Origin of the sequence: Pseudomonas sp. Z1-29 (assembly GCF_051131995.1) — a bacterium.
In the GTDB taxonomy this organism is placed as follows: Bacteria; Pseudomonadota; Gammaproteobacteria; order Pseudomonadales; family Pseudomonadaceae; genus Aquipseudomonas.
In genome coordinates this window covers 1234468-1259528 of sequence record NZ_CP071645.1, presented here as the reverse complement: position 1 = coordinate 1259528, position 25061 = coordinate 1234468, and the positions used below count along the sequence as shown (strand labels likewise).

Sequence of the window (25061 nt, the reverse complement as noted above, 5' to 3'; positions counted from 1 at the left end):
TGGGGTGCAAGAGGCATCATTGGCTGAAAATTTCCACCAGGCGTGGCGCTATCCGGTCCAGCGCGAGTATCTGCGCCGCCGCGTCGATAGCGGCGGCCGCCTTGGGCATGCCATAGACCGCGCTGCTCTGCTGGTCCTGGGCGATGGTCACACAGCCCTGCTGGCGCATCAGTTTAAGCCCTTGCGCACCGTCGCGGCCCATGCCGGTGAGCAACACGCCTACCGCCTCACCACTCCAGAAATTGGCGACACTCTCGAAAAACACATCGATGGAGGGCCGATAGATTTCGTTGACGGGCTCCGCCGTGTACGCCAGCGTGCCGTTTTTCAACAGGCGCAAATGATGATTGGTTCCGGCCAACAGCACCACCCCGCCTCGCGGTGTCTCGCCCTCGCGGGCCAGCCGGACCTCAAGGCCCGACACGCCACCAAGCCACTCGGCCATGCCGGCGGCAAACACTTCGTCCACATGCTGGACCAGCACGATGGCCGGGGCGAAATCACGGGGTAGCGCCTTGAGCAGCACTTCCAACGCGGCGGGGCCGCCGGCAGACGAGCCGATCGCCACCAGGCTGTTGCGTGACACCGAGGCCCGCTGCGCAGCCGGCGCGGCGCGCTCACGGTTGCCCCGCTCGCCGATCAGCCAGCCGATGTTGGCGATCTTGCGCAGCAAGGGGGCAGCGGCGTCCTCGGGCCTGCCGACGCCCAGCGCCGGGGTATCCACTACGTCCAGGGCGCCATGGCCCATGGCTTCGAACACCCGATGGACGTTCTGCTGGCTGTCGCCAGTGACGATCACGATGGCGCACGGCGTGTCGGCCATGATTCGCCGGGTCGCCTCGACACCGTCCATGATCGGCATGAACAGGTCCATCAGGATCAGGTCCGGCGTGTATTCATGGCAACGCTGCACCGCCTCGGCGCCGTTGGCGGCCACCCAGACCAACTGATACGCGGGCTCGAATGCCAGCGCGCGGCGCAGGGCCTCGACCGCCAGGGGCATGTCATTGACGATGGCGATCTTCAAGCGCGCGCTCCTCCGATCAATTCGACCACGGCATCGAGCAAGGCGTCGTCATGAAAACTCGCCTTGGCTAGATAATAGTCGGCTCCGGCATCCAGGCCACGGCGGCGATCTTCCTCTCGATCCTTATAGGAAACCACCATCACCGGCAGCGATTGCAGGCGGTTGTCGCGGCGCAGCAGCGACACCAGTTCGATACCGTCCATGCGCGGCATGTCGATGTCCGTGATGAGCAAGTCGAAATCCTCCGAACGCAACGCGTTCCAGCCATCCATGCCGTCTACCGCCACTGCCACGTCATAACCACGATTGAGCAACAGCTTGCGCTCCAGCTCCCGCACGGTCAGCGAATCGTCCACCACCAGGATCCGCTTGCGTGGGGCCTGGGCCTCGTTCTGCCGGGCGATGCGTTCCAGGCGCCCGGTGTCGAGCAATTTTTCTACCGAACGCAGCAGGTCTTCGACATCGACGATCAACACCACCGAGCCGTCGTCGAGCAAGGCACCGGCGGAAATGTCCTGGACCTTGCCCAGGCGCTCATCCAGGGGCAGCACCACCAGGGTTCGCTCGCCGATGAAGCGTTCCACCGCCACGCCATAAATTACTTCACGCTCGCGAATCACCACGACCTTGAGGCTCTGGCCGTTGTTGGGCGCTACCGGGCGGTTGAGCAATTGCGTGGCGGCAACCAACCCCACATGGCGGCCTTCATGCCAGAAATGCTGGCGACCTTCGACCTGGACGATGTCCTCGGGCGACAGGTCGCACATGCGTTCGATATGGGCCAACGGAAACGCGTAGGCCTCGCCGCCGACTTCCACCACCAGGCTGCGCACCACCGAAAGCGTCAGCGGCACCTCAAGGTGGAAGCGACTGCCCGCGCCCGCCGTCTGCTCCAGCACCACTGCGCCACGCAACTGCCGGACCATATGCTGGACAGCGTCCAGGCCGACACCGCGCCCGGACACCTCGGTGACCTTGTCCCGCAGGCTGAAGCCGGGCAGGAACAGGAAAGTCAGCAATTCTTCTTCGCTCAGGCTGGCGGCGGTGTGCTCGGGAGAAAGACCACGCTCCACGACGCTGCGGCGCACCCGTTCCAGATCCACGCCGGCACCGTCGTCCGCCAATTCCAGCACCAGCAGGCCGGCCTGGTGCGAGGCACGCAAGCGAATCAGGCCTTCGGCGGGTTTGCCGGCCAACAGCCGTTGCTCCGGCGTCTCGATGCCATGGTCGACGGCGTTGCGCAGCAGGTGAGTCAGGGGCGCTTCGAGTTTTTCCAGTACATCGCGATCGACCTGGGTTTTCTCGCCTTCGATTTCCAGGCGTACCTGTTTGCCCAGGCTGCGTCCCAGGTCACGGACCATGCGCGCCTGGCCCGCAAGCACATCGGCAAACGGGCGCATGCGGCAAGCCAGCGCCGTGTCGTACAAGACTTGCGCGCGCTGGCCGGCCTGCCAGGCAAATTCATCCAGCTCAGCGGTTTTTTGCGCCAGGATCTGCTGGGTTTCCGCCAACAGGCGCCGGGCATCGTTGAGTGCCTCCTGGGCCTGCAGACTCAAGGCATGGTCCTTGAGATGCACATTCAGGTCTTCAAGAGCACGCAGGCCATTGCCTTGCTGGCGCTTGAGCCGCAGCAGGGTCGCCAGCCAAGGCTTGAGACGCTGGGTTTCGACCAGCGACTTGCTCGACAGGTCCAACAGGCTGTTGAGGCGCCCGGCAGTGACCCGCAAGACCCGCTCGCCCTCCTCGGTGACATGCTTTTTCCTTGCCGCCGGTTCTACAGGCTCCATGGGCATGGGCATGGGCTCAGGCATCTCGACCCGCACGGGCTCGAGGGGTATCTCGCTGGTCGGCGACATGGCGCTTGAAGCCGCCGCAGCGGCAGGATCCAGCAGGCGCCCCAATAACGCGACATAGGCCTCGATGTCCTCGGCGCCGACGCTGTTGCCTGGGGTCGCGATGCGCGTCAGCAGGTCGGTGCCTTGCAGCAAGGCGTCGATATGCTCGGCACGCAATATAAGGCGGCGTTCCTGGGCGCTGACCAGGCAGTCTTCCATGACGTGGGCCACGCTGACCCCGGCGGGGATCCCGACGATTCGCGCGGCGCCCTTGAGCGAGTGGGCCGCGCGCATGCATGACTCAAGATGGTCAGCCTGGGTCGGGTCACGCTCCAGGGCCAGCAGGCCGGCGCTGAGTACCTGTGTCTGAGCCTCGGCTTCCAGGCTGAACAGTTCGAGCAACGAGGCGTCGCGCATCTGATCGGGGGTCATGACAGGCTCCGGGACACGGCGGACAACAACTGCTCTTCATCCAGCCAACGCAGGCTGCGGCCTTTGTACTGCAACACGCCACGGGTGTACTTGCCCGCCGATTGCGAAGCACCCGCCAGGATGCGTTCGTCAATCGCATGAATGCCGTCCACCTCATCCACCGGCACCAATACCGGTCCGCCCTGGGCGGCGATAATCAGCATGCGCGGCATGATTCGCCCACCGGAAGGCGCAGCCGAACCAGGCTCCAGCCCCAACAACTCGACTAGCGACAGGCAGGCCACCAGGGCGCCGCGCACATTCGCAACGCCGAGCAAGGCACGCGAACGCTGGTGCGGCAGCGAATGGATCGGCTGCAACGGCGCCACTTCCACCAGGCTGCGAGTACTCAAGCCCAACCATTCTTCGCCCAGGCGGAACATCAATACCGAGCGCGTGACGATGTCACTGTCGACCGGCGCAAGCGCCAGCTCTCGATCATCCTGGCGCAGGGCATAACGGTCGAGCAAACGGGTGGCCGCCGCCGAGTACACCGAACAGTTGCGGCAATGGATATGTTCGACCAGCAATGGGCAGGACTTGTCGCCGTGAACCCCGATGCGGTTCCAGCAGTCATCGATGGCCTGGGCATCGTCATGAGTCACGTTATAGGAAGCCGAACCACTCATCGTTTGCGCTCACTCTCAGCCGGGCGCCCACTGCGGGCCGCACGTTCCTGCAATCGACGGGCACCGGCCACGTCTCCCTGGGATGCCAGCAGCGCCGCCAGATGCACCAGGGCCTCGGCGTGTTGCGGTTCAAGATACAGCGCCTTGCGATAAAAACCCTGGGCCTCGAGCGCGTTGCCGGCCATGTCGCTGAGCAGGCCCAGCCAATAGAACACCTGCGCACTGGGCGCATGGCTGCGCAAATACTCTTCGCAAGCCGCACGGGCCTCAGCGCTTTTGCCGCCGTTGGCCAGGGCGCCGATATTGGCCAGCAAGGTCACCGCGTCGCTGCTCCTGGGTGGGGCGATTGGCGTCACACTAGCTGCAAACGGTCGAGGCTGAGGCGGCGGCGCAGCGACTCGTGGTGGCGGCTGGCGAATCGGCAACGGACTTGGCAACAGCGTTGGCAGCGGTTGCGGCTCGGGCGCGCCCTGGCGGCTGAAGGCGAACGATTGGGGGATGCCGATCGAGCGCATGCCCAGCCGCCCCAGCAAACTGCCCTCGGCGGGACCGATGAACAACACGCCGTCCTGATGGGTCAGGCGCTTGAGCACCTCGAATACCTGTTGCTGGGTCGGCTGGTCGAAATAGATCAGCAGGTTGCGACAGAATACAAAATCATACGGCGCCTCATTCACCAGCAAGGCCGGATCCAAGAGGTTGCCCACTTGCAGGCGCACCTGTTCACGTATGCGCTCATCGAGGTAATAGCCGTCCTCCTCGGCACTGAAATACCGTTCGCGAAAACCAAGGTCCGCGCCACGGAAGGAGTTCCTGCCGTAACGCGCTTGCCGGGCTTTATCAACGGACAGCGGGCTGACGTCCATCGCATCGACTTTGAACTGATGCGGCCCGAGGCCTGCGTCGAACAGGGCCATGGCGATCGAATACGGCTCTTCGCCAGTGGAGCATGGCAGGCTGAGGATGCGCAGGGCGCGCAGGTGCTTGATCGCGGAGAGGCGCTGGGAGGCCAGTCGCCCCAGCGTCGCGAAGGATTCGGGATAACGGAAGAACCAGGTCTCCGGGACGATCACCGCTTCGATCAGCGCCTGCTGCTCCTGGGCAGAATGTTGCAGGCTTTGCCAATAGTCATCGGTGGTCCGGCCGGGCACGGCAAGGACGCGCTGGCGCACGGCCCGCTCGATAATCGCGGTGCCGACGGACGTCACGTCCAGGCCGATGCGCTCCTTGAGGAAATCGAAAAAACGCTGGTCGTTGTTCATCGCCGATCCTCGAAACCATCAAGGTCCAGCGGCGGCGTGGGGAACAGCACCGCACGCACCGACTCGTCGAGCAAATCGTTGACTCGTACCCACTGCAACATTCCTTGGGCATCCTCCCGTACCGGGCCCAGGTAAGGCGCCTGGGGGTTATCCAGGCCATAAGGCTTGAAGTCGGCCGGATCACAACGCAGGGTGTCGGTGGCCTGTTCCAGGATCAAACCCAGCACGTGCGCTGCGTGCTGCGCCTGGGGCCGGTAATTGACCAGCACCAGCCGGGTGCTGGTGCGCGCCTCGGCGGCCTGGCCGAAGGTCAAGGCGCACAGGTCGAGCACCGGCACCACTTGGCCACGCCAGGCGAAGACCCCGGCCACCCAGGACGGCGTCCGGGCAATCGGCTTGAGCGGCAGGCGCGGTAGCACCTCCACCACATCGATGGCTTGCAGGGCGTAGCGCTCGTTACCGATGCAAAACACCAGGAACAACGCCTGCCGGGCCGCCGGCCCGGTACCGCGTCGGGCATCGAAATCGCTCATCAGACTTTGAAACGCGAGACGCCGCTGCGCAGGCCCACGGCCACCTGGCTGAGCTCGTCGATGGCGGAACTGGCCTGGCGCAGGGACTCCACGGTCTGGCTGCTGGCATCGCCCAGTTGCACCAGGGCGTGATTGATCTGCTCGGCACCGGTGGCCTGGGCCTGCATGCCTTCGTTGACCATCAACACCCGCGGCGCCAGCGCCTGGACCTGATGGATGATCTGCGACAATTGCTCGCCGATCTGCTGTACCTCGGCCATGCCACGGCGCACTTCTTCGGAAAATTTGTCCATGCCCATCACACCCGCCGAGACAGCGGACTGGATCTCGCGCACCATCTGCTCGATGTCGTAGGTGGCGACAGCGGTCTGGTCGGCCAGGCGCCGCACCTCTGTGGCGACGACGGCGAAACCGCGCCCGTACTCACCGGCCTTCTCGGCCTCGATGGCGGCGTTGAGCGACAACAGGTTGGTCTGGTCGGCAACCTTGACGATGGTCACCACCACTTGGTTGATGTTGCCGGCCTTCTCGTTGAGGATCGCCAGCTTGGCGTTCACCAGGTCGGCGGCGCCCATCACCGAATGCATGGTTTCTTCCATACGCGCCAGGCCTTGCTGACCTGAGCCGGCGGCGACCGAAGCCTGGTCGGCGGCGCTGGAGACTTCGGTCATGGTGCGCACCAGATCGCGAGAGGTGGCGGCGATTTCACGGGACGTCGCGCCGATCTCGGTGGTGGTGGCTGCGGTTTCGGTGGCCGTGGCCTGTTGCTGCCGTGAGGTCGCGGCGATCTCGGTCACCGAGGTGGTGACCTGCACCGAGGAACGCTGGGCCTGGGACACCAGCGACGTCAACTCGGCCATCATGTCGTTGAAGCCGGTCTCCACAGCGCCGAACTCGTCTTTGCGCGCCAGGTTCAGGCGTCCGCTCAAATCGCCGCTGCGCATGACATCGAGTATCTCGACGATGCGGCTCATCGGCGCCATGATCGCGCGCATCAGCAACAGGCCGCAAAGAACAGCCACCAGCACCGCAACGACAAACGACAGGCCCATGGCGACCTCGGCGGCGGTCACCGCACGGCCGATGGTCAGGGCGGCCTGCTCAGCCAACTCACGATTGCGCTCGATGATCTGGTTCAAGTGCCCACGACCGTCGAGCCATGCCGGCGTCAGGTCTTTTTCCACCGCCAGCCGAGCGCCTTCGTAGTCCTTGCGCTGGTACAGATCCAGTACCTTCGCCAGGGCTTTGTTGAAGTCCTGGTGATTGACTTCGAATTCATCGAATGAGGCCTGGTCGGCCGGGTCCTGGATCAGCTTCTGGTATTGCTGCATTTCATCGCGCAGATGCTGCTCGTACCGCTGGTAGAGCGCCTTGTCTTCGTCGGTGATTTCCCGGTGATCGGACAGACCCACGAGCTGCTGGGTCTTGACGTAACTGTCGACCCAGCCCCCACGGATCATGGAACTGTAATACACCCCTGGAACGGCGTCGGTACGTACTTCCTGTTCACTGGCCTCGATCTTCAACAACCGCGAGTAAGTGACCACCACCATCAGCAACATGATGGCAATGATCACCGCAAAACTCGCCAGAATGCGTTGGCGCAACGTCCAGTTCTTCACAGGAAAACCTCGGGTACTTTGAATTGCCGGGAGTATAGCCGAGGGTGGTGGTGCGTCTGTATGGCGGTGTTCGGGAGATTTTCGCTCACCGTTTCGCTGTCGAGGGCTGGATACAAAACCTGTGGGAGCGAGCCTGCTCGCGAAAGCGGTGTGTCAGTCAACGGATTTTGACTGGCTGGACGCTATTCGCGAGCAGGCTCGCTCCCACAGGGGTAACGGTCAGGCGGCCGCCTGACGCACCTGCTTCTCCAGTTCCGCCTTCAGCCCAGGTTCCAGCTTGAGTTGTCGCGCCAGTTCGTCGAGGTAGGATTTCTCCATGAAGTTCTCCTCATCCACCAGCATCACGCTGGCGATGTACATTTCCGCGGCGATTTCCGGTGTGCTGGCCGCCCGGGCGACGTCGCCGGGATCCAGCGGTTTGTTGAGCTCGGCGTGCAGCCAGTGTTGCAGTTCCTGGTCGTTGTCGAGCTTGGTGAATTCGCCTTCGATCAGTTGACGCTCGCGTTCGTCCACATGGCCGTCGGCCTTGGCCGCCGCGACCAGGGCCTTGAGGATCGCCTGGCTGTGCTGCTCGACTTGCGCCGGCGGGACGCGATCCAGGGTCTGCGGTTCGGTTTTCGGCGCATTGCCCTGCTGGGCCTGCCAGTTGCCGTAAGCCTTGTAGGCAATCACGCCCAATGCAGCCAGGCCGCCATAAGTCAGGGCCTTGCCGCCGAAGTTACGGGCTTTCTTGTTGCCCAGCAGCAACCCCATGGCGCTGGCCGCCAGCGCCCCGCCCCCTGCGCCGGAGAGCATTCCGCCGAGGTTGCCGGAGCCGCCGAGCAAACCACCCAGACCGCCGGACGACTTGCCCTGGGAGCCGCCGGCCTTGTTCTGCAACATCTCCTGGCCGGACTTGAGTAACTGATCGAGCAATCCACGGGTGTTCATTTGCTGCCTCCACGCATTCGGGTTAACCGGATCATAAGGCCCCCAGCGTAGATCGAAAGTGCCCCACCGCCCTCGGCCAGATTGCTTCGAGATGTTGCCTACGGACTTGCCGGTGATTTGAAGGCAGCCGCAGCCATTCGATAAAAACGATATACACTCCAAGACATCGATAAATACGTTTCCTGGGTATCCAACAATGATGACCCTGCGCCAGATCCGTCATTTCATCGCGGTAGCCGAAACCGGTTCGATTTCCGCCGCCGCGCAAACCGCGTTCATTTCCCAATCCACCCTGACCCTGGCCATCCAGCAACTGGAAGAGGAAATCGGCGTCAGCCTGTTCAACCGTCACGCCAAGGGCATGACGCTGACCCACCAGGGACATCAGTTCCTGCGTCAGGCGCACCTGATACTCGCCACCGTCGACAACGCCAAGCGCAGCCTGCAACAAAGCACCGATCAGGTTGCCGGGCAGGTCACCATCGGCGTGACCAGCCTGGTCGCCGGGTACTATCTGGCGGACCTCTTGACCCGTTTCCAGCGCGCCTACCCCAATGTGGCCATCCGCGTGATGGAGGACGAACGCCCCTATATCGAACATCTGTTGGTCAGCGGCGAAATCGACGTCGGCGTGCTGATCCTGTCCAACCTGGAAGACCGCCACGCCCTGCAGACCGAAGTACTGACCCACTCGCCCCATCGTTTGTGGCTGCCGGCCCAGCATCCGTTGCTCGAACACGACAGCATCAACCTTGCGGATGTGGCTCGCGAGCCGTTGATCCAACTGAACGTCGACGAGATGGATCGCAACGCGCAACGCCTGTGGCGCGGTGCCGGCCTGCAACCGCAGATCACCCTGCGTACCGCCTCGACCGAAGCGGTGCGCAGCCTGGTGGCGGCCGGGCTGGGGGTTTCGATCCAACCGGACATGACCTACCGCCCATGGTCGCTGGAAGGCGACATCATCGAGGCACGACCCATCGCCGACCTCAACCAGACGCTGGATGTCGGACTCGCCTGGCGCCGAGGCACGGCACGCCCGGCCTCGGTCGACCCGTTCCTGGCTGTTGCCCGCGAACAGCCCCACGGACGCAAGCCATCTATTTAATCGAATACTGCTTTGAGTATTTCGAATTTGTCGGCCTGGCGACTGGGCACTAGTCTTGCTGCAGCACCACAATCCAGTGTGGGAGCGAGCCATTGTGGGAGCGAGCTTGCTCGCGATAGCGGTCTTTCAGTCAATTTAATGCTGCCTGTCACACCGCTATCGCGAGCAAGCTCGCTCCCACAGGGCCTGTGTTCACCGTTATAAAAAAGAGAAGGCGATATGGCCGGCACGCAAACCCCGTTATGTACAGCGTTGTTGATCGACGGCGAAAGCGTACCCGGCGAGGGCTTTGTCGAGCCGATCCTCAACCCGGCCACCGGTGAAGTGCTCGCCCATATCGCCGAGGCCAGTACCGAACAGGTCGAAGCCGCGATCCTCGCGGCTCATCAGGCCTTTGACGGCTGGTCGCGCACCACGCCGCAACAACGCTCGAACCTGCTGTTGGAGATCGCCGGCGCTATTGAAAAAAATGCCGACCACCTGGCCCTTCTCGAATCCCTGAACTGTGGCAAGCCACTGCACCTGGCGCGTCAGGACGACCTGAGCGCCACGGTGGATGTGTTCCGTTTTTTTGCCGGCGCCGTACGCTGCCAGACCGGCCAGCTCAGCGGCGAATACTTGCCGGGCTACACCAGCATGGTGCGTCGCGACCCGATTGGCGTGGTGGCGTCCATTGCGCCCTGGAACTACCCGATCATGATGGCGGCCTGGAAAATCGCCCCAGCCCTGGCCGCCGGCAATACCCTGGTGTTCAAGCCTTCGGAACACACGCCGCTGTCGATCCTGGCCCTGGCGCCGATCCTGGCCGAGATCCTGCCGCGCGGCGTCATCAACGTCATCTGCGGTGGCGGCGAAGGCGTCGGCAGTCATCTGGTCAGTCACCCCAAGGTGCGCATGGTCTCGTTGACGGGCGATATCGTCACCGGCCAGAAAATCCTCCAGGCCGCGGCAAAAACCCTCAAGCGCACGCACCTGGAACTGGGCGGCAAGGCCCCGGTGATCGTCTGTGACGACGCCGACCTGCAGGCAGTGGTCGAGGGTGTACGCACCTATGGCTACTACAACGCCGGCCAGGATTGCACCGCCGCGTGCCGGATCTACGCCCAGGCCGGGATTCACGACCGGCTGGTGGCTGAACTCGGCGCGGCGGTCAGCAGCCTGCGCTTTGCCGGCAAGCGCGACGCCGACAACGAAATCGGCCCGCTGATCAGCACCCGCCAGCGCGACCGCGTCGCCAGTTTCGTCGAGCGTGCCCTCGGCCAGCCGCATATCGAGCGCATCACCGGCGCGGCGGTGCATTCCGGCGCCGGTTTCTATTACCAGCCCACGCTGTTGGCGGGCTGCAAGCAAAGCGACGAGATCGTCCAGCGCGAAGTATTCGGCCCGGTGGTCACCGTGACCCGTTTCGATGAACTCAGCCAGGCGGTGGACTGGGCCAACGATTCGGAATACGGCCTGGCCTCCTCGGTCTGGACTCAGAACCTCGACAAGGCGATGCAGGTGGCGGCGCGGCTGCAATACGGCTGCACCTGGATCAACAGTCATTTCATGCTGGTCAGCGAAATGCCCCACGGCGGCCTGAAACGCTCGGGCTATGGGAAGGACCTGTCCAGCGATTCGCTTCAGGACTACAGCGTGGTGCGCCACATCATGGCCCGCCACGGCCAGCATCTGTAGGGAACAGCACTACTCTAATAACAGGCCAGCCATGGCGCTTCACCCCGTCCGAAAACTGCCCCGACCATAATTAAAGCAAGAGGGATTTCCATGTACGCGCACAAGACCGCATTGCTCAGTGCAATCACCACGGCGCTGCTGGCCAGCGCCAGCCTCCAGGCCGCCGAACCGCTCAAGGCCATTGGCGCTGGCGAAGGCCAACTGGATATCGTCGCCTGGCCGGGCTACATCGAACGCGGCGAAAGCGACAAGGCCTACGACTGGGTCACTGGTTTCGAGAAAGAAACCGGCTGCAAGGTCAACGTCAAGACCGCCGCCACCTCCGACGAAATGGTCAGCCTGATGACCAAGGGCGGCTACGACCTGGTCACCGCGTCGGGCGATGCCTCGCTACGGCTGATTGCCGGCAAACGCGTGCAGCCGATCAACACCGCGTTGATCGCCAACTGGAAAAACCTCGACCCGCGCCTCAAGGACGCGCCGTGGTACGTGGTCAGCCAACAGACCTACGGGACGCCGTACCAGTGGGGGCCGAACGTACTGATGTACAACACCGAAGTATTCAAGCAAGCGCCGACCAGCTGGAGCGTCCTGTTCGAGGCGCAGAACCTGCCCGACGGCAAGCCGAACAAGGGCCGGGTGCAAGCCTACGATGGGCCGATCTACATCGCCGACGCGGCGCTCTACCTCAAGACCGCCAAGCCCGAGCTGGGCATCAAGGATCCGTATCAACTCGACGAGGCCCAGTACAAGGCCGTGCTGGAATTACTGCGTGCCCAGCAGCCGTTGATCCACCGCTACTGGCATGACACGACCGTGCAGATGAGCGATTTCAAGAACGAAGGCGTGGTCGCATCCGGCGCCTGGCCATACCAGGTCAACGGCCTGATCAACGAAAAACAGCCGATCGCCTCGACCATCCCCAAGGAAGGCGCCACCGGCTGGGCTGACACGACGATGCTGCACGCCGAGGCCAAGCACCCCAACTGCGCATATAAATGGATGGACTGGTCGCTGCAGCCGAAAGTCCAGGGCGACGTAGCCGCCTGGTTCGGCTCGTTGCCGGCCGTGCCCGAGGCGTGCAAGGCAAGCGAACTGCTGGGCGCCGAGGGCTGCAAGACCAACGGGTTCGACCAGTTCGACAAGATCGCCTTCTGGAAAACCCCACAAGCCGAGGGCGGCAAGTTCGTGCCGTACAGCCGCTGGACGCAGGATTACATTGCGATCATGGGTGGACGCTAAACGCAGCCGAACACTGCTTTTGTGGCGAGGGGATTTATCCCCTCGCCACAGGTTTGTGCCTCAATAACACGGATTAACGCCCCGCTTTCTGGAGCACCGCACCATGACGCTTGCCGTCCAGTTCACTCACGTTTCCCGTCAGTTCGGCGAGGTGAAGGCCGTTGACCGGGTCTCCATCGACATCCAGGACGGCGAGTTCTTTTCCATGCTCGGCCCGTCCGGCTCGGGCAAGACCACTTGCCTGCGGCTGATTGCCGGGTTCGAGCAGCCCAGCGCCGGTTCGATTCGCATCCATGGGGAGGAAGCCGTCGGGCTCGCGCCGTATCAGCGGGACGTCAACACGGTGTTCCAGGACTACGCCCTGTTCCCGCACATGAACGTACGCGACAACGTCGCCTACGGCCTGAAAGTCAAAGGCGTCGCCAAGGCCGAGCGCATCAGGCGCGCCGATGAAGCGCTGGAGATGGTTGCCCTGGGCGGCTATGGCGAACGCAAGCCGGTGCAACTGTCTGGTGGCCAGCGCCAGCGTGTCGCCCTGGCCCGCGCGCTGGTCAATCGCCCGCGTGTGTTGCTGCTGGATGAGCCCTTGGGCGCGCTCGACCTGAAGCTGCGCGAACAGATGCAAAGCGAGTTGAAAAAACTGCAACGCCAGCTGGGTATCACCTTCATCTTTGTTACCCACGACCAGACCGAGGCCCTGTCGATGTCCGATCGCGTGGCGGTGTTCAACAAGGGCCGGATCGAACAGGTCGATACCCCACGCAACCTGTACATGAAGCCGGCCACCACCTTCGTCGCCGAATTCGTCGGCACTTCCAACGTGATTCGCGGTGAGTTGGCCAGGCAACTGAGCGGTTATCCACAGCCGTTCTCGATCCGCCCGGAACATGTGCGCTTTGCCGAAGGTCCGCTGGCCGGCGATGAAATCGAAGTCAGCGGTCTGCTTCACGACATCCAGTACCAGGGCAGCGCCACGCGCTACGAGTTGAAGCTGGAAAACGGCCAGACCTTGAGCCTCAGCCAAGCCAACAGCCAATGGAACGACAGCGGCGCCCAGCACCATACCGGCCAGCATCTCGCCGTACGCTGGGCCCGCGAGGCAATGGTTGCCCTGCACGATACCGCCGGCAGCGAGGCCTGAGATGAGCACCCTGGCCATGACTCGAACCGAGACACACGGTACGCCGTTGCGACGCTTTTCGAACCTGCTGTACCGGCGTCCCAACCTGTACCTGTCGCTGTTGCTGGTGCCACCGCTGATCTGGTTTGGCGCGATCTACCTGGGCTCGCTGCTGACCTTGCTGTGGCAAGGCTTCTATACCTTCGACGACTTCACCATGGCGGTCACGCCGGACCTGACCCTGGCGAATTTTTCGGCGCTGTTCCAGCCGTCGAATTTCGACATCATTGCGCGGACATTGACCATGGCGATCGCGGTGTCCATCGCCAGCGCCATTGTCGCCTTCCCGATCGCCTACTACATGGCGCGCTACACCAGCGGCAAGACCAAGGCGTTTTTCTACATCGCGGTGATGCTGCCGATGTGGGCCAGCTACATCGTCAAGGCCTACGCCTGGACACTGCTGCTGGCCAAGGGCGGCGTGGCGCAGTGGTTCATCCAGCACCTGGGGCTGGGGCCGGTGTTGCAGTTCGTGCTGGGCATTCCCGGCGTCGGTGGCAGCACGCTGTCTACTTCGCACCTGGGGCGCTTCCTGGTGTTCGTCTACATCTGGCTGCCGTTCATGATCCTGCCGATCCAGGCCTCCCTGGAACGGCTGCCGCCGTCGCTGCTGCAAGCTTCGGCGGACCTCGGCGCCAGGCCACGCCAGACCTTCATGCAGGTAATCCTGCCGCTGTCGATCCCGGGCATTGCCGCCGGCTCGATCTTCACCTTTTCGCTGACCCTGGGGGATTTCATCGTGCCCCAACTGGTGGGCCCGCCGGGCTACTTCGTTGGCAGCATGGTCTACGCCCAGCAAGGCGCCATCGGCAACATGCCCATGGCCGCGGCGTTCACGCTGGTGCCCATCGTGCTGATTGCCATCTATCTGTCTGTCGTCAAGCGACTGGGGGCTTTCGATGCACTCTGACTCCAAGGCTTCGTGGGGCTTGCGGATAGCTGCATGGGGCGGGCTGGTGTTCCTGCATTTCCCGATCCTGATCATTTTCCTCTATGCCTTCAACACCGAAGACGCTGCGTTCAGCTTCCCGCCCAAGGGCCTGACCCTGAAGTGGTTCAGCGTCGCCTTCTCGCGCCCGGACGTGCTGGAGGCGATCAAGTTGTCATTGCAGATCGCAGCCGTCGCCACCCTGATCGCCATGGTGCTCGGCACACTCGCGTCTGCGGCACTGTACCGCCGTGATTTTTTCGGCAAGCAGGGTATCTCGCTGATGCTGATCCTGCCGATTGCGCTGCCAGGGATCATCACCGGCATCGCGCTGTTGGCGACCTTCAAGACCCTGGGCATCGAACCCGGCATGTTCACCATCATCGTCGGTCATGCGACCTTCTGCGTGGTGATCGTCTACAACAACGTCATCGCCCGTCTGCGCCGCACCTCCCACAGCCTGATCGAAGCGTCGATGGACCTGGGCGCCGACGGCTGGCAGACCTTTCGCTACATCGTCCTGCCTAATCTGGGGTCGGCCTTGCTGGCCGGCGGGATGCTGGCGTTTGCCTTGTCGTTCGATGAAATCATCGTCACCACGTTCACCGCCGGCCATGAGCGCACGCTGCCGCTCTGGCTGCTCAACCAGCTCAGCCGCCCTCGCGACGTGCCAGTGACCAATGTGGTGGCGATGCTGGTGATGTTGGTGACGATGCTGCCGATACTCGGCGCGTATTACCTGACGCGCGGTGGGGAGAGCGTGGCGGGGAGTGGTGGGAAGTAACCAAGGCCCCAATGAAAACTATCCCATGTGGGAGCGAGCCTGCTCGCGATGACAGATCGGCATTCAGCAGAGATGTCGACTGTTGCATCGCCATCGCGAGCAGGCTCGCTCCCACAGGAAAACAACAGCGTTCAAGAGGACACGGACATGCAAACCAAACTGTTGATCAACGGCCATCTGGTGAACGGCGACGGCCCTGGCCAGGCCGTTTTCAATCCGGCGCTGGGCCGGGTCCTGGTGGAAATAAATGAAGCCAGCGAAGCCCAGGTCGATGCCGCCGTGCGCGCCGCCGACAGCGCTTTCGATGCCTGGTCGCAAGTGCCGCCCAAGGACCGCTCCCTGCTGCTGCTCAAGCTGGCCGATGCCATCGAGGCCAATGGTGAAGAACTGGCCAGGCTCGAATCGGACAACTGCGGCAAGCCATTGAGCGCCGCGCTGAACGATGAAATCCCGGCGATCGCCGATGTGTTCCGTTTCTTCGCCGGCGCCAGCCGTTGCATGAACGGCTCGGCGGGCGGCGAGTACCTGCCGGGGCACACCTCGATGATCCGTCGCGACCCGGTGGGCGTGATCGCTTCCATCGCCCCGTGGAACTACCCGTTGATGATGGTCGCCTGGAAAATCGCCCCGGCCCTGGCCGCCGGTAATACGGTGGTGCTCAAGCCGTCGGAACAGACGCCACTGACCGCGTTGCGCCTGGCGGAACTGGCGTCGGAAATTTTCCCGGCAGGTGTGCTCAACGTCGTTTTCGGACGCGGGCAAACCGTCGGCCAGCCGCTCGTCACGCACCCGAAAGTCCGCATGGTTTCCCTGACCGGGTCCATCGCCACCGGCTCGAACATCATTTCCAGCACCGCCGAGAGCGTCAAGCGCACGCACATGGAGCTGGGCGGCAAGGCCCCGGTGATCATCTTCGATGACGCCGACATTGATGCTGCGGTGGAAGGCATCCGCACCTTCGGCTTCTACAACGCCGGCCAGGACTGCACGGCCGCCTGCCGCATCTATGCCCAGCAAGGCATCTACGACAAATTTGTCGAAAAACTCGGCGCCGCCGTCGCCAGTATCAAGTACGGCCTGCAGAACGAACCCGATACCGAGATGGGACCGTTGATCACCGCTCAGCACCGCGACCGCGTGGCCGGCTTCGTCGAGCGGGCCATCGCCCAGCCCCACATCCGCCTGGTCACCGGTGGCAAGGCCGTGGACGGCAACGGCTTCTTCTTCGAACCGACGGTGCTGGCCGACGTCCAGCAGGACGACGAAATTGTCCGCCGCGAAGTGTTCGGTCCTGTGGTGTCCGTCACGCCATTCCATGAGGAAGCACAAGTGCTGGCCTGGGCCAACGATTCGGACTACGGCCTGGCCTCATCGGTGTGGACCGCCGACATCGGCCGTGCCCATCGCTTGTCGGCACGCCTGCAATACGGCTGCACCTGGGTGAATACGCACTTCATGCTCGTCAGCGAAATGCCCCATGGCGGTCAGAAACGTTCTGGCTATGGCAAAGACATGTCGATGTATGGGCTGGAGGATTACACGGTGGTGCGGCATGTGATGTTCAAGCATTGATACGAGACAATGTTGGCAACACATGCCAACGCCTGCCATGAGTTCGTCCTGCTAAGGTTTTCGTCGATCGGCGCACGCTCGCCGGTTGACGGAAAACCTGGTACCGCCTAGTGTGTCTACAACGTATACACTTTGGAGATCCCCATGGCCTCGCCCGTTTTGTCCTTCCGCGTGGAAGAAGGTTTGGCCCAACAGCTGGACTTGCTGGCTGCCGCCACCGACCGCGACCGTCAATATCACCTGAAGCGTGCATTGGTTCGATACGTAGAGGCCGAGTCCTGGCACCTGCAAGCGATCAGCGAAGGCATAGCGGATGCCGACGCCGGGAATCTGACCGATCTGGATGCCGTGAAGGCTAAGTGGGCAAAGCGTGCCGAGCATCGTACTGACCAACAAAGCACAAAGTGACCTCGACTCGATCCACGAACATTACCAAAGCGCACTCGGCGCAGAAGGCGCTGACGATGTCATCGCCACGATTCTGGAATCGCTGCGCCAACTGCAACGTTTTCCCGGCTCGGGGCGTCCTTCAGTGGTCCCCGATATTCGGGAGCTGGTGCTGACGCGCTACCCGTTCGTTGCCCCCTATCGGCTCAAGGACGGACAATTACAGGTCTTGCGGATACTGCATCAACGCAGCGAACGTTCTCAGGACTGGTCAGCATAATAAGGGCGGCCGGCTGCTAGCCCCGTTGCGACGACTTTCAAAACCGCGAAGCACGGCCCATCGCATCCATCAGATAACGCATGGCGATCCGGTCGCTTTCCGACAACTCTCGATAACGTTCGACCAGCCTCGCTTCCTCCAGGCTGAGCGGGCGTTTGCTCCGTATTCTGGTCAGGCCAGGAAAGATCCCCAGCATTTCGGTAATGCTCTGTACTTTGGTCATGGGTTGTCCTTCGTTACGTCGATTCAAAGCGTAGAAAGACAGTCTTAAAGTAATTGATCAAAAAATTCCCGAATCCTCACAAAAACAGAAATAACTGTAAGAATTTTTAACCAAGCCACGCTTTCCCATCTCTCCAAGCGGGCATTTCCCCTATGATTTTGCGTTTCGGTGAACCGATCCAGCTCTCAGGCATCTGTTCTAACGTTCGTCGCGTTTGGCCAAAGGCATGTCCGAACTCCTTTACCAGTCTCTGTTGCCAGGATCGGCTCGGGATTGTCTTCAGATAAGGTTGTATTTATGCACCGCAGGAATCTGCTCAAGGCCTCCATGGCCTTCGCCGCCTACACCGGACTGTCGGCCTCCGGGCTCATGGCCGCGCGTGCCTGGGCTGCCGATCAGACCGCCGACGGCGAAGCCCGTCCCTTCGATTTCAACCAATTGAAAGACCAGGCCCTGCGACTGGCCGCAAGCCGCTACGTCGACACCAAGCAAGTCCTGCCGCCGACGCTGGCGCAGATGTCCCCCTTGCAGTTCAATGCCATCCAGTACGACGCCAATCATTCGCTGTGGAATGAACTGGACGGCAAGCTGGACGTGCAGTTTTTCCATGTCGGCATGGGCTTCAAGCAGCCGGTGCGCATGTACAGTGTCGACCCGAAGACCCGCATGGCGCGTGAAGTACACTTTCGCCCGGAACTGTTCAACTACGAGAAGACCACGGTCAATACCTCGCAGCTCACCGGCGACCTCGGGTTCGCAGGGTTCCGGGTGTTCAAGGCACCGGAGCTGGACCGGCACGACATTGTTTCGTTTCTCGGCGCCAGTTATTTCCGCGCGGTGGACGCCACCGGCCAGTACGGCTTGTCTGCCCGCGGCCTGGCCATCGACACGTATGCGAAAAAACGCGAGGAATTCCCGGACTTCACCAAGTTCTGGTTCGAAACGCCGGACAAGAACAGCACCCGCTTCGTGGTCTATGCCCTGCTCGACTCACCGAGCGCCACCGGTGCCTACCGCTTTGACATCGACTGCCAGCCTACCCGGGTGGTGATGGAAGTCGACGCGCACGTCAACGCGCGTACCGCCATCGAGCAGTTGGGCATCGCACCGATGACCAGCATGTTCAGTTGCGGCACCGTCGAGCGACGCATGTGCGACACCATTCACCCGCAGATCCACGACTCCGATCGCCTGGCCATGTGGCGCGGCAACGGCGAGTGGGTCTGCCGTCCGCTGAACAACCCCGCCACCCTGCAGTTCAATGCTTTCGCCGACAACAACCCGAAAGGTTTCGGCCTGGTGCAGACCGACCACGACTTCGAGAGTTACCAGGACACCGTGGACTGGTACAGCAAACGGCCAAGCCTGTGGGTCGAACCTACGACCGCTTGGGGCGAAGGCTCGGTCGACCTGCTGGAAATTCCTACCACCGGCGAGACCCTGGATAACATCGTTGCGTTCTGGACGCCGAAAAAACCGGTCGCTGCCGGCGATTCGTTGAACTATGGCTACAAACTCTACTGGAGCGCCCTGCCGCCGGTCAGCACGGACCTGGCCCGCGTCGACGCCACCCGTTCCGGCATGGGCGGCTTCATCGAAGGCTGGGCTCCCGGCGAACACTACCCCACCGTCTGGGCACGGCGCTTCGCGGTGGACTTCACCGGTGGCGGTCTCGATCAGTTGCCAGCGGGCACCGGCATCGAGCCGGTGGTGACCTGCTCCCACGGCGAGGTCAAGGATTTCAACGTGCTGGTGCTGGACGCGATCAAGGGTTATCGCATCACCTTCGACTGGTACCCGACCGACGATCGCGTGGACCCGGTGGAGATGCGCCTGTTCATTCGCTCCAAGGACCGGACGCTGAGCGAGACCTGGTTGTACCAGTACTTCCCGCCGGCGCCGGATAAGCGTAAGTACCCCTGAGCCCTGCTGCGTCAGAAATGACGCCTTCGCGAGCAGGCTCGCTCCCACAGTGGAATGCCCTGTGATTCATTTGTGGGAGCGAGCTTGCTCCGGGCGGCGATCCGACGATGAGGGCGGTACATCCACCGAATAACTCACCTGATAAACAAAAAGCCCCGGCCAATGAGACCGGGGCTTTTTGTTTCAGCGGCCGCTCAGTCGCGCAAATCCGACTCATGGATCGGCTGATCCCGATGCGTCGCCCGCTGGTACTGCGCCGGCCAGGTGGCCTTGCGTCCGCCCAGGTCGTCGTCGGCATGCAGCGCCCAGTACGGATCGCGCAACAGCTCGCGAGCGAGGAAGATAATATCGGCCTGGCAGGTGCGCAGGATGTGTTCGGCCTGGGCCGGCTCGGTGATCATCCCGACCGTGCCAGTGGCGATTTCCGACTCCTTGCGCACCCGCTCGGCGAAGCGCGTCTGGTAGCCAGGGCCGGTGGGAATCTCGGCGTTGGCGGCGGTACCGCCCGACGACACATCGATCAAGTCCACCCCCAGCGCCCGGAATCGCCGCGCCAGTTCCACCGTTTCATCGGGGTTCCAGCCGTCTTCGACCCAGTCGGTGGCGGATACCCGAACAAAAACCGGCAGCTCCTCCGGCCATACGGCCCGGACCGCTTCGGTCACTTGCAGTACCAGGCGGATACGATTTTCAAACGACCCACCGTATTGATCCCGCCGCTGATTGCTCAACGGCGACAGGAACTGGTGCAGCAGGTAGCCATGGGCAGCATGCACCTCGACGACCTTGAAACCTGCCGTCAGGGCGCGTTTGGCCGCGTCGACGAACGCCTGGATGACGTCGGCGATCTGTGCTTCATCGAGCTGCTTCGGTTGGGTGTGCTGGGGGTCGAAGGCAATCGGCGAAGGGCCGACCGGAACCCAGCCGCCCTCTTCCGGCTTGACGCTGCCGTGCTTGCCCAGCCAGGGCCGCCAGGTGCTTGCCTTGCGCCCGGCGTGGGCCAGCTGGATGCCAGGCACGGCGCCTTGGGCGGTTATGAACCGGGTGATGCGTTGCAAAGGCTCGATCTGTTCATCGTTCCACAACCCGAGGTCCTCGGCGGTAATCCGGCCATCGGCCGTGACGGCGGTGGCTTCGGTGAACACCAGGCCGGCACCGCCCACGGCACGACTGCCGAGGTGCACCAGATGCCAGTCGTTGGCCAGGCCATCGGCGCTCGAATACTGGCACATCGGCGAAACCGCGATGCGATTGGGCAGGGTCAGTTGACGAAGGGTATAAGGTTCCAGCAGCAGACTCATGGGGCACCTCTCGAATCAGTGGGCAGGCTCCAGGGTTCTGTTTGAAAAGTCGACGAGTGACAAACGGTGCAACACCCGCCCCCGCGGGCAAAACAATCGACAAGACGTCACAAGGCCTATCAAGCAGTGCTTAGAGACTAGTCGACAACCGGGGAGGAGGAAGGGTTCAGAAGTCAAAAACCGCCATGCTTGCTTCGAGACCTGTTTGTGGCGAGGGGATTTATCCCCGTTCGGCTGCGAAGCAGTCGTGATCCCAGTCAATGGGATTTGGGGGGCTGCTATGCAGCCCAACGGGGATAAATCCCCTCACCACAATAAATCACCTTGCCAAAATGGAGCCTGAGCATTGCGGCCTATGTTCGGCTACCGCGGTTCGATATGAGCAATCATCAACTGCACCGTTTCCTGGCCACGGAACTCGTTGAGGTCAAGCTTATAGGCCAGCTCTACCCAGCGCACGGTGGGGTTGGGCCAGATTTCCCGATCAATGCCGAAGGCTATGCCATCGAGTTTCACCGAACCGCACTCAGTCTTGAGAATGACCTTCAGGTGCCGTTCACCCACCACTCGCTGCTCGACCAGCTGGAACACGCCGTGGAACACCGGCTCCGGAAAATGCTGTCCCCACGGCCCGGCATGGCGCAGTGCCCGGGCCAGTTCCAGGTGGAACTCTTCCACCGCCAGAGAGCCATCCGACAACAGCCGCCCCGTCAGGTCTTCTTCACGTAGTTGCCGGCGCACCTCCGCGTCAAAAGCCTCGGCAAACAAGGCAAAGTTCGCCTCCGGCAACGTCAGTCCCGCCGCCATGGCGTGACCGCCGTATTTGCTGATCAGGGTCGGATGCTGCGCCGCGACAACGCTCAACGCATCGCGGATATGAAATCCCGGCACCGAGCGGCCCGACCCTTTGAGCAGGCCGTCCCCGGCATCGGCGAAAGCAATGGTCGGACGGAAATAGCGCTCTTTCATGCGTGACGCCAGGATCCCGATGACGCCCTGGTGCCATTGCGGATCGAACAGGCACAAGCCGAACGGCATCGACTCCACCGGCAGATCCTTGAGCTGGGCCATGGCTTCACGTTGCATGCCCTGTTCGATGGATTTGCGGTCCTGGTTCATGCCATCAAGCTGCGCCGCCATGTCCCGCGCCAGCGCCGGGTCATCGGTAAGCAGGCATTCGATACCCAGGCTCATGTCATCCAGCCGCCCCGCCGCATTCAGGCGCGGTCCGAGGATGAAACCGAGGTCGGTGGAAGTGATGCGCGAGTGATCGCGCTTGGCTACTTCGAGGATGGCCTTGATGCCGGGCCGGGCGCGTCCGGCGCGAATACGCTCCAGGCCCTGGTGCACCAGGATCCGGTTGTTGGCATCCAGCGGCACCACGTCGGCGACGCTGCCCAGCGCCACCAGGTCGAGCAGTTCGCCGATGTTCGGCTGCGGCTTGCTGGCATAACAACCGAGGCTGCGCAGACGGGCCCGCAGGGCCATCAGCACATAAAAGATCACCCCGACACCCGCCAGTGCCTTGCTCGGGAACTCACAACCGGGCTGGTTCGGGTTGACGATGGCATCGGCCGCCGGCAATTCGAGCCCCGGCAAGTGGTGGTCGGTGACCAGCACCTTGAGGCCGGCCGCTTTCGCCGCTGCCACGCCTTCCACGCTGGAGATGCCGTTGTCCACGGTGACCAACAATTGCGGCGCGCGTGTCAGGGCGACTTCGACGATTTCCGGCGTGAGGCCATAGCCATATTCAAAGCGATTGGGCACCAGGTAGTCGACATGGGCCGCACCGAGCAGGCGCAGACCAAGCATGCCCACGGTAGTGGCGGTCGCGCCATCGGCATCAAAATCGCCGACGATGAGGATGCGCTGACGCTGCTCCAGCGCCACCACCAGCAGGTCCACCGCGGCATCGATCCCCTTGAGTTGCTGATAAGGAATCAGGCGCGCCAGGCTCTTGTCCAGCTCCGCTTCGGACTGCACGCCACGTGCTGCGTAAAGACGGGTCAACAACGGCGGCAGGTCACCGAGAAACGGCAGGGTGGCGGGTAACTGGCGGGGTTCTATGCGCATGGGGTAACGGTGTTTTCTCTATCAATCATGAAAAATGGAAAGATTTTGTGTGGGAGCGAGCCTGCTCGCGAAGCGGTGAATCATTTTTTTCCAGATGCAAGCTGATCTACCCTCTTCGCGAGCAGGCTCGCTCCCACAACGGCTCAGCCACGCTCGCCCAGCAACCATTGCAACTGAACCTCATGCTGGCCACGGTCGTCGGTCACGAAGATCGTCCCTTCGCTGATCATCACGTCCCACTTGATCACCCGTGGCATGTCCTTGGCCAGGGTTTCAAGCACTTCCTGGGGGACGGCGGCAATGTTCACGTTCTTCAGGTTCTTCACCGCGGGGATCACCTTGCCTTCCCATACCCGCAGGCTGCCGTAGGCCAGCAGGCTGGTGCGCTCGGTGCGGCGCGAGCACCAGGTCAGGCGATCGGCATCCGGCTGGCCTACTTCGATCCAGTGCAGCACACGGTCATCCAGACTTTTTTCCCACAGCGCGGGTTCGTCGACATCCGACAGCCCACGACCAAACGCCAGCAGCTCGTTGTACCAGAACGCGTAGGCCAAGAGGCGCACGGTCATGCGCTCCTCGGTTTCCGAAGGATGGCGGGCAATGGTCTGCTTCACATTCTCGTACACGCTGCGGTCGAGGTCAGTGAGGTTCAGTTCAAACTTGTAGGTCGTGGACGGCTGGGCCATGAACGGGCTTCTTGATACGAGGAAAGGCGGCAAGTCTAACCGATGCGACGGCTAATCCACGAATTGCCGACCATCAACCTGCGGCGACGATGGTCGGCCTATGATAAAACGCTCTATTCGTTCTGCCTTTGTCCTACAGGATCCGTCATGTCGCTTACTGCCAAACCTCTTGCCGGCGTCAAGGTCATCGAACTCGGCACGCTGATCGCCGGCCCTTTTGCCTCGCGCATCTGCGGTGAATTCGGTGCCGAGGTCATCAAGGTCGAATCGCCGGACGGCGGCGATCCGCTGCGCAAGTGGCGCAAATTGTATGAAGGTACGTCCTTGTGGTGGTTCGTCCAGGCACGCAACAAAAAGTCCGTGACGCTGAACCTCAAGCACCCCGAAGGCCTGGCGATCCTGAAAAAACTGCTTGGCGAAGCCGACATCCTGATCGAGAACTTTCGCCCCGGCGTGCTGGAAAAGCTCGGCCTGGGCTGGGACGTGTTGCACGCACTGAATCCGAAGCTGGTCATGGTCCGGCTATCAGGCTTCGGCCAGACCGGGCCGATGAAGGATCAGCCCGGGTTCGGCGCCGTCGGTGAGTCGATGGGAGGCCTGCGCTACATCACCGGCTTCGAGGATCGCCCACCGGTGCGCACCGGTATCTCCATCGGCGACTCGATCGCCGCGCTCTGGGGGGTGATCGGCGCGCTGATGGCCTTGCGTCACCGGGAGGTCAACGGTGGGACCGGCCAGGTGGTGGACGTGGCGCTATACGAAGCGATTTTCGCCATGATGGAAAGCATGGTGCCGGAGTTCGACGTGTTCGGTTTCATCCGCGAACGCACCGGCAATATCATGCCTGGTATCACGCCGTCGTCTATCCACACCAGCGCCGACGGCAAGCATGTACAGATCGGCGCCAACGGTGACGCCATCTTCAAGCGTTTCATGCAGGTCATCGGCCGGGACGACCTGGCGAACGACCCCCAGCTGGCCAGCAATGATGGCCGTGACGAACGCCGCGACGAGTTGTATGGGGTCATTGATCGCTGGGTCAACTCGCTGCCGTTGGATGCCGTCATCGACCAGTTGAACCAGGCCGGCGTGCCGGCGAGCCGGATCTTCAGTGCCGAGGACATGTTCAGCGACCCGCAATTTCTCGCCCGCGAGATGTTCCTGCAAGCCAGGCTGCCGGATGGCAAGGCGTTCAAGATGCCTGGGATCGTACCGAAGCTTTCCGACACACCGGGAACAGCAGAATGGGTCGGGCCAGCATTGGGCGAGCACACGGCAGAGGTGCTCGGTGAGCTTGGCTACGATGCGCAGCAGGTCGCCAGGCTGCGCACCGACGGCGCCGTCTGAGGCAAATTCTTCGGATAGCTGAAGATCCACCGTGAGAGCGA

The 25061-nt window shown here is 62.4% G+C and carries 22 protein-coding genes; 11 read left to right on the top strand and 11 right to left on the bottom strand.

Annotation, left to right across the window (positions count from 1 at the left end; genetic code table 11):
- Window positions 1-16: 16 nt before the first annotated feature.
- From J3P84_RS05875 to J3P84_RS05845, 7 genes are all read right to left on the bottom strand, one after another.
- Entirely contained in the window at window positions 17-1027 is a 1011-nt protein-coding gene (locus J3P84_RS05875; RefSeq protein WP_434628651.1) for a chemotaxis response regulator protein-glutamate methylesterase, read from the bottom strand.
- On the bottom strand, window positions 1024-3294 hold the full coding sequence (locus J3P84_RS05870; protein WP_434628649.1) for a hybrid sensor histidine kinase/response regulator: 2271 nt from the start codon (window positions 3292-3294) through the stop codon (window positions 1024-1026). The genes J3P84_RS05875 and J3P84_RS05870 overlap by 4 nt, the downstream gene beginning before the upstream one ends.
- The gene (locus tag J3P84_RS05865) at window positions 3291-3962 is read right to left on the bottom strand and encodes a chemotaxis protein CheW (RefSeq protein WP_434572060.1); all 672 of its coding nucleotides are present in this window, start codon (window positions 3960-3962) and stop codon (window positions 3291-3293) included. Before J3P84_RS05865 ends, J3P84_RS05870 begins: the two co-directional genes overlap by 4 nt.
- On the bottom strand, window positions 3959-5224 hold the full coding sequence (locus tag J3P84_RS05860) for a CheR family methyltransferase (RefSeq protein ID WP_434628647.1): 1266 nt from the start codon (window positions 5222-5224) through the stop codon (window positions 3959-3961). The genes J3P84_RS05865 and J3P84_RS05860 overlap by 4 nt, the downstream gene beginning before the upstream one ends.
- Window positions 5221-5757: a chemotaxis protein CheW gene (locus J3P84_RS05855; RefSeq protein ID WP_434628645.1), complete on the bottom strand. Its 537-nt coding sequence runs from the start codon at window positions 5755-5757 to the stop codon at window positions 5221-5223. Before J3P84_RS05855 ends, J3P84_RS05860 begins: the two co-directional genes overlap by 4 nt.
- Window positions 5757-7379: a methyl-accepting chemotaxis protein gene (locus tag J3P84_RS05850; protein ID WP_434628643.1), complete on the bottom strand. Its 1623-nt coding sequence runs from the start codon at window positions 7377-7379 to the stop codon at window positions 5757-5759. Before J3P84_RS05850 ends, J3P84_RS05855 begins: the two co-directional genes overlap by 1 nt.
- A 219-nt stretch (window positions 7380-7598) precedes the next feature.
- The gene (locus tag J3P84_RS05845) at window positions 7599-8309 is read right to left on the bottom strand and encodes a tellurite resistance TerB family protein (protein WP_305499048.1); all 711 of its coding nucleotides are present in this window, start codon (window positions 8307-8309) and stop codon (window positions 7599-7601) included.
- A 196-nt stretch (window positions 8310-8505) separates the two neighbouring features.
- Here J3P84_RS05845 and J3P84_RS05840 point away from each other — a divergent pair, with 196 nt between their 5' ends.
- The 9 genes from J3P84_RS05840 (at window position 8506) to J3P84_RS05800 (ending at window position 17467) form a co-directional block, all read left to right on the top strand.
- Complete coding sequence (locus J3P84_RS05840; protein ID WP_305499047.1) at window positions 8506-9417, top strand: LysR family transcriptional regulator; 912 nt, start codon at window positions 8506-8508, stop codon at window positions 9415-9417.
- 219 nt (window positions 9418-9636) lie between these two features.
- On the top strand, window positions 9637-11094 hold the full coding sequence (locus J3P84_RS05835; protein WP_434628640.1) for a gamma-aminobutyraldehyde dehydrogenase: 1458 nt from the start codon (window positions 9637-9639) through the stop codon (window positions 11092-11094).
- 90 nt (window positions 11095-11184) lie between these two features.
- A complete protein-coding gene (ydcS, locus tag J3P84_RS05830) occupies window positions 11185-12336 on the top strand; it encodes a putative ABC transporter substrate-binding protein YdcS (protein WP_434628638.1) in 1152 nt (383 codons plus the stop codon).
- A gap of 103 nt (window positions 12337-12439) precedes the next feature.
- The gene (locus J3P84_RS05825) at window positions 12440-13477 is read left to right on the top strand and encodes an ABC transporter ATP-binding protein (RefSeq protein ID WP_434628636.1); all 1038 of its coding nucleotides are present in this window, start codon (window positions 12440-12442) and stop codon (window positions 13475-13477) included.
- A 1-nt stretch (window position 13478) separates the two neighbouring features.
- Window positions 13479-14426 (top strand): ABC transporter permease, encoded by a 948-nt coding sequence (locus J3P84_RS05820; protein ID WP_434628634.1) that lies wholly within the window; start codon window positions 13479-13481, stop codon window positions 14424-14426.
- A complete protein-coding gene (locus J3P84_RS05815; RefSeq protein WP_434628632.1) occupies window positions 14416-15228 on the top strand; it encodes an ABC transporter permease in 813 nt (270 codons plus the stop codon). Before J3P84_RS05820 ends, J3P84_RS05815 begins: the two co-directional genes overlap by 11 nt.
- A 147-nt stretch (window positions 15229-15375) precedes the next feature.
- A complete protein-coding gene (locus tag J3P84_RS05810) occupies window positions 15376-16800 on the top strand; it encodes a gamma-aminobutyraldehyde dehydrogenase (protein ID WP_434628630.1) in 1425 nt (474 codons plus the stop codon).
- Between the two features lie 144 nt (window positions 16801-16944).
- Window positions 16945-17208, top strand: a complete 264-nt coding sequence (locus J3P84_RS05805) for a CopG family ribbon-helix-helix protein (RefSeq protein ID WP_434628628.1) — start codon at window positions 16945-16947, stop codon at window positions 17206-17208.
- Window positions 17171-17467 (top strand): type II toxin-antitoxin system RelE/ParE family toxin, encoded by a 297-nt coding sequence (locus J3P84_RS05800; protein WP_434628626.1) that lies wholly within the window; start codon window positions 17171-17173, stop codon window positions 17465-17467. Before J3P84_RS05805 ends, J3P84_RS05800 begins: the two co-directional genes overlap by 38 nt.
- A gap of 37 nt (window positions 17468-17504) precedes the next feature.
- Here the strand turns inward: J3P84_RS05800 and J3P84_RS05795 are convergent, their stop codons facing one another.
- Window positions 17505-17690 (bottom strand): hypothetical protein, encoded by a 186-nt coding sequence (locus J3P84_RS05795; RefSeq protein WP_434628624.1) that lies wholly within the window; start codon window positions 17688-17690, stop codon window positions 17505-17507.
- Window positions 17691-17987: 297 nt separating this feature from the next.
- Between J3P84_RS05795 and J3P84_RS05790 the strand changes: the two genes are divergently transcribed.
- A complete protein-coding gene (locus J3P84_RS05790; protein WP_434628622.1) occupies window positions 17988-19613 on the top strand; it encodes a glucan biosynthesis protein D in 1626 nt (541 codons plus the stop codon).
- A gap of 194 nt (window positions 19614-19807) precedes the next feature.
- On the opposite strand, the gene J3P84_RS05785 is transcribed toward J3P84_RS05790, so the two are convergent.
- The 3 genes from J3P84_RS05785 to J3P84_RS05775 all read right to left on the bottom strand — a co-directional run bounded on the left by J3P84_RS05785 (window position 19808) and on the right by J3P84_RS05775 (window position 23673).
- Entirely contained in the window at window positions 19808-20914 is a 1107-nt protein-coding gene (locus tag J3P84_RS05785) for an NADH:flavin oxidoreductase/NADH oxidase (RefSeq protein WP_434628620.1), read from the bottom strand.
- Window positions 20915-21277: 363 nt separating this feature from the next.
- Window positions 21278-22987 carry a single-stranded-DNA-specific exonuclease RecJ gene (gene recJ, locus J3P84_RS05780; protein WP_434628618.1) on the bottom strand — a complete coding sequence of 570 codons (1710 nt, stop codon included), beginning with the start codon at window positions 22985-22987 and terminating at the stop codon, window positions 21278-21280.
- Between the two features lie 143 nt (window positions 22988-23130).
- Complete coding sequence (locus J3P84_RS05775; protein ID WP_047227511.1) at window positions 23131-23673, bottom strand: YaeQ family protein; 543 nt, start codon at window positions 23671-23673, stop codon at window positions 23131-23133.
- A 147-nt stretch (window positions 23674-23820) separates the two neighbouring features.
- Between J3P84_RS05775 and J3P84_RS05770 the strand changes: the two genes are divergently transcribed.
- On the top strand, window positions 23821-25020 hold the full coding sequence (locus J3P84_RS05770) for a CaiB/BaiF CoA transferase family protein (RefSeq protein WP_434628615.1): 1200 nt from the start codon (window positions 23821-23823) through the stop codon (window positions 25018-25020).
- The last annotated feature ends 41 nt before the right edge of the window (window positions 25021-25061 follow it).